Source organism: Devosia sp., assembly GCF_017307565.1.
Classification (GTDB): domain Bacteria; phylum Pseudomonadota; class Alphaproteobacteria; order Rhizobiales; family Devosiaceae; genus Devosia.
Window position 1 is genome coordinate 1 of the sequence record NZ_JAFKHD010000028.1, and the last position, 4,961, is coordinate 4,961.

A 4,961-nucleotide genomic window follows, 5' to 3' on the forward strand; every position below is an offset into this window, starting at 1 on the left:
CAATGCCCAGTTCATCCTCAATGTCACCAATGACGCCTGGTTCGATGGTTCGATCGGGCCGGCCCAGCACGCCCACCACGCAAGGCTGCGGGCGGTGGAAGAGGGCATGAGCCTGTTGCGCGCCGCCAATACCGGCCTCACCTTTGCCACCGACCCCCTGGGGCGCATCACTGCACAGCTGGTGCCTGGGCAGATGGCAGCGCTCGATGTGCGGCCGCATCAGCGCCTCGCGCCCACCATTTTTTCGCAGGTGCGGCACTACCCCTTCGCCATCGCGGTGATTGCGGGGATTCTCATCGGCTTCGTGGCCTCGCGGCGTGGCCGGCGGCGGCTACCAGAATGAGCTTTCAAAAGAAAAACCCCGGCAGCGCCGGGGTTTTTCTTTTCAGTTAGGGGTGGTTCAGTGCCAGGTCTGGCGGCCGTACCAGGCATCGACATCCTTGCGGACCTCGTCCTTGGCCTTGCCATAGCGCTCCTGGATCTTGCCTTCGAGCTGCTCGCGCTTGCCGTTGATCTGGGTGAGATCGTCGTCGGTAAGCTTGCCCCACTGCTCTTTCACCTTGCCCGAAACCTGCTTCCAGTTTCCTTCGACGCGGTTCCAATCCATTGGGATTCTCCTTCGTTGGTACTGTGGAGGTAATCCCAAAGGCGCAAACAGGGTTCCCAAATGTGATGGGCCGTCTCAGGCAAAGGACAGGATTGTCGAAACCGCCAGCACTAGGGTGATGCAGCCGGCGGCGGTGGCCATGGCCGAAGTCACGATGATCGCTCGCGCGGTGGCCCTGCTGAAGATGGCTTCGACCGGGGTCGTCGTGCGGGTGTCCCAATCGAGCACGATACCGCCGCCAGCCAGCAGCCCGGCCGTCAGCATGCCGCCGAAGAAGCAGTAAAGCGGCAGCAAGAGTTCCGCCAGCGCGCCCGACGTGCCGCTGAAAGCGGCGATCATGCTGGCCGTCACCCCCAGAAGCAGGCCATTGGCGCCGGCAAGCACGGTGGCTTTGGTGATCAAGGCTTTCATCGTACGAATCCTTTTTGGAGGTTGTACGAAAAGTGTCCGCTGGATCGAGGAAAAGGACAACTGCCGTCGGCGGACGGGATGGGGCTGCCCAAAAACACGAAAGCCCCGGACCGTGAGGTACGGGGCTTTTCGCATCGAGAAATTGGTGCCCAGAAAAGGACTGGCACTTTCCGCAATATAAACTAGCAACATCAATGGCTTATGGCCGCTGCGCTTCCAGCTATGTAGCAGAATTTTGTACCACGTCAAATCCCCCTTCCGGGGCGTTTTGAGCTTACTGCACCTCGACAAGGGCCGTGGTGTCATAGGGCGCTGTACAACCAGACAGCTAGCTTATGCTGGTAGGGGCAGATGCAGCGCCTTGGGTCTTCTTTGCCGCAGACTTCAAAGCACCCCGAAGGTAAAGTTGACGCTTGCGCTTACGAGCGGCCCGCCAGGTGTGGGATTTGACAATGTCGACATAGGTTTCGAACCCTTCAATGCTGTTTCCAGAACGAGGCTCTGAGTAGAACTCCGCTATTCGCTCCTTTTGCACCTCGGTGCTGCCTTGCTCGAGGTTGCAATTGAATATGTCGATGGATTTCGCCGGAGTCCGGGTTTTCGCAGCATTCATTGAGAATCCAGCCGCACCAATTGCCGCTTGTAGACCTTCGAACGCCTCCCACAGCGCTACCTCGTCATTGGAAGAGAGGCAAATGTCATCCATGTAGACGGAGACCGCAATAGCGGCAGGATCCAATTGGCGAAGGAACGCTCCAGCAGGTGACGACATGAGGACGAGCGTTGCCAAGATTGGAGACTGAATGAAGCCATACGGCAAGACGTACCCGCCACCTTCATACGGATTCTTCACCGTCGACCACTTGGCAAACTCTTCGGCATGGCGAATGCCGACATCCCGCAGCACCCGCTTAACTCGGTTTCTCTTGATGCTATAAAAAAAGCGCTCAATGTCGACGCGGCAGAAGAACGTGTTTACGCGATGGCTATGCAGAGCCTTCACGTGGGAGCCGTCCTTGAAGTGGTATACAAAATGATCGAATTTCGAGAGCTTGGCTACGCGACGTTTGACCCGCTCTCCCCACTCCACCCCTTTGGCGCTAGGAGCGAAGATCGGCTTTCCGTTCTTCCAATAGGAATGAGCGAAGTTCTCGAACGTATGAACCATGGTAGTTGACAACCTTGCTGAGCAGCTCAAGGGCGGTTTTCACGATCTCAAGGGTGAGATGCGTAGCCGTCAGTGCCACTACAGCAAGGTTTAGGCGCTTCAGAAATTTATTCATCTGCGAAACCCTCCATTGCTAGACTTTGGCTATCTGCAACTCATCTTCACGATGGAGTTGTCAACTGAGAGAAGGTCATTCCCGAAGCCCATTTGCAAGCAGTCCATTAGGTCCTGCAAGCGCATTTAGGCCAGCTCGAGGTGCAGCTTACGCCAAAGTCACACTAGAGTTAGAGGTTGCTTTGCATCAATTCAATGCGAACTCAGAGAATATTTTGGGCAATTAGAACAGCCGTCGCCCCACAACGTCCTCGTGGTTTTGTAGGTACTTACGACACGCCGCGCGTGAGCACCTCTGCAGCAAACTCCAGGTCCTTTGGAGCGACGTAGACGTACCGCATGGTCACTTGGATCGATTGGTGCCCCATCCATTTCATGACTTGAGCCAGAGGTACCCCGCCGGCAACTAGTCGCGTAGCACATGTGTGGCGAAGCATGTGTGGGACGAAGGCTCGGTCATCGAGCGCGTCGAAATGCGCCCTAAGCAGTTCCCAGTGCCCCCGAAGGGTGTTCATGGGGACTATCTCAAGGGGACACTCCAAGTTGCTCATTAGGCAAAGCGCGTCCCACGATTCTCTAGCCTGGCGGGTTAGCGGGATCTGTCGGGTTTTGCCACTTTTCGTGGTCTTTCGGTCGAATGTGATCCAACCTGACGTCACGCAATGACGTCGTAGTAAGTACGCCTCGCCTTTTCTGGCACCGGTATAGAGGAGAAACCTGAAAATATGCTTGGAAGCCAGAAGGTTGATGTGGTCAAGGTATAGGAGAGCTCTTCTTTCATCCTCTTCGCTCCAAACTCGTTCTAGTAGGTTGCTGACCTTCTGCCGCTGAATGTGGGGTAGCACCTGGATGACGTCGCAGCGCTTAGCGTACTTCAACAGTTTCGATAGCGTCGACAGGCGATGGTTTATCGTCGAGGCCGCTAGGCCCTCCCGCTTCCATTTCTCTATGGCGAAGTCGACTGCTCGCGTATTCACAGAAGGGATTCCGGTCTTCGCGCCCAGTGTTTCGTAGATCGCCTTAAGCCGTCCGCGGATAAACTTGGCGTCTCGGTTTTCACCCCATATCGCCGGGAAGTTTTTGGTCGCGTAGTTCTCCAAAGACAGATGAAGCCTAACCTTCTTCGGATTTGCTTTGGACCACGGCGATCTAGACAATACATAGTCACCGCTGTGAGGAAACTGCTCGAAATCCAGTGCCTCCCTCTCGGAAGCGAATGATTTCCGGACTCGCTGTCCGTTGATTTTCACGTCGGCCTGCCACCGACTTCCTCTAGGCCTGGCCACCCTACACCCCTTTCGATGCGCGAGCTCCTCCAGCGAGAGATTTGCCACGATATCGAAATCTCTCCGCTATCGGAGAAAATCCTTTCTTTTCAGTTGCTTAACGTAGCATGTATCAAAAAATGTGGGAACAGGAGGACGCTCAAGTCCACGCAGAAAGTGCTAGCGCTGCTGCGTCTGGGTCCACCTTTATCCGCAACACGGTTTGGCGAGATAGGCCGACAGCTTTGGCGATATCAGTTGTCCCCGCTGTGCCTACGCTCAGCATGTTTAGGACAGTCTGCAACTGCACCTTTGTGTAACTCGGCTTTCGACCCCGATAGGTCTTTCCATCCCTCCGCACAGCCTCGATACCGGCCCGCTGACTGGCCTTCGTAGCTTCGTGCTGGGCCTGTGCAGTGGCAGCCATAAAGCCGATCAGAGCGTCCCGCACGGCCATCTGGATAGGGTCCGTTGTCGAGCCATCAAAGGTCATGTTGTTGATCACAGTTCGCACAATCACGCCCTTCGCCATGAACTCACGAATAGCGTCTGTAACATCGGTGTAGTTGCGGCCAAGTCGGTCCACCCAGCGGACCACAAGGGTGTCGCCTCGCCGCAGCAAGTCATATAGCCGCTTGCCTTCTGGCCGCTCCCGCAAGGTTGTTGAGACCCCCGACACGCCATGATCGGCCACCACCTCGTCAATGACGAACCCGGCCTGATCGGCTTGGGTCTTCTGGTGGTCAAGGTTCTGGTCTGCGGTGGAGACGCGGGCATAGAGGATGGTGGACATGGTGCTTTGCGGCGTACGTATGGGTAATGCCCGTTGAATGAACTGTCCGTTGAGTAGTGTCAACCCATACGGACATCTGTCGGTCGCCCTACGGCCCTGTCCGTACAGCTATACCTCAGCGGTCAGATGTCTTGAGCCAATCGTCGCAGAATAGGAGCGCTTTAGCGAGCGGAGGCACCCCACCGGGGGGAAATACAGAGCGCACTGACTAACGAATACCGAAGCGAATTTTTCACAAAAACATCCGCCGTCTGGCCGCTTGAAATCAGTTAGAGATCGCTTTGCGTTGACGGGAGGGGATACCTGATAGACGGTGCGGTGCGTGTGATTTGGATACCTCTATGAACGACCTTTCAGTGATCTCCGGCAAACTCTGGACCGCAGCAGATAAGCTTCGTGCGAACTCGGGCATCCTGCCCTCTGAGTATGCCAGGCCGGTGCTGGGTCTGCTTTTCTTGCGCCACGCAGAAGAACGCTTTGCCGAAGTCGAAAAGAAGCTGGCGCCACGGGAAGGGTCGCGCATCAGGGCAGGCGCCGGGGCCTACAAAGCTGAAGGAGCAATCTTTCTGCCACCCGAGGCCCGCTTCTCATTTCTCTTGGCAC

7 protein-coding genes are annotated in these 4,961 nt (G+C 56.2%); 2 read left to right on the top strand and 5 right to left on the bottom strand.

Annotated features, from left to right (window positions below; translation table 11 throughout):
• A partial coding sequence (locus tag J0I64_RS00365) for a nitrilase-related carbon-nitrogen hydrolase (RefSeq protein ID WP_291405340.1) occupies positions 1 to 343 on the top strand: 343 nt, incomplete at its 5' end.
• A gap of 57 nt (positions 344 to 400) precedes the next feature.
• On the opposite strand, the gene J0I64_RS00370 is transcribed toward J0I64_RS00365, so the two are convergent.
• The 5 genes from J0I64_RS00370 to J0I64_RS00390 form a co-directional block, all read right to left on the bottom strand.
• A complete protein-coding gene (locus J0I64_RS00370; protein WP_291405342.1) occupies positions 401 to 607 on the bottom strand; it encodes a CsbD family protein in 207 nt (68 codons plus the stop codon).
• 75 nt (positions 608 to 682) lie between these two features.
• Positions 683 to 1,018: a hypothetical protein gene (locus J0I64_RS00375; RefSeq protein ID WP_291405344.1), complete on the bottom strand. Its 336-nt coding sequence runs from the start codon at positions 1,016 to 1,018 to the stop codon at positions 683 to 685.
• A gap of 328 nt (positions 1,019 to 1,346) precedes the next feature.
• Positions 1,347 to 2,186 (bottom strand): reverse transcriptase domain-containing protein, encoded by an 840-nt coding sequence (locus J0I64_RS00380; RefSeq protein WP_291405345.1) that lies wholly within the window; start codon positions 2,184 to 2,186, stop codon positions 1,347 to 1,349.
• A gap of 383 nt (positions 2,187 to 2,569) precedes the next feature.
• Positions 2,570 to 3,634, bottom strand: a complete 1,065-nt coding sequence (locus tag J0I64_RS00385; RefSeq protein ID WP_291405347.1) for a site-specific integrase — start codon at positions 3,632 to 3,634, stop codon at positions 2,570 to 2,572.
• A gap of 91 nt (positions 3,635 to 3,725) precedes the next feature.
• Positions 3,726 to 4,358, bottom strand: a complete 633-nt coding sequence (locus J0I64_RS00390) for a recombinase family protein (protein WP_291405349.1) — start codon at positions 4,356 to 4,358, stop codon at positions 3,726 to 3,728.
• A 341-nt stretch (positions 4,359 to 4,699) separates the two neighbouring features.
• On the opposite strand from J0I64_RS00390, the gene J0I64_RS00395 reads away from it, so the two are divergent.
• The coding region (locus J0I64_RS00395) for a type I restriction-modification system subunit M N-terminal domain-containing protein (protein ID WP_291405351.1) at positions 4,700 to 4,961 on the top strand (262 nt) is incomplete at its 3' end.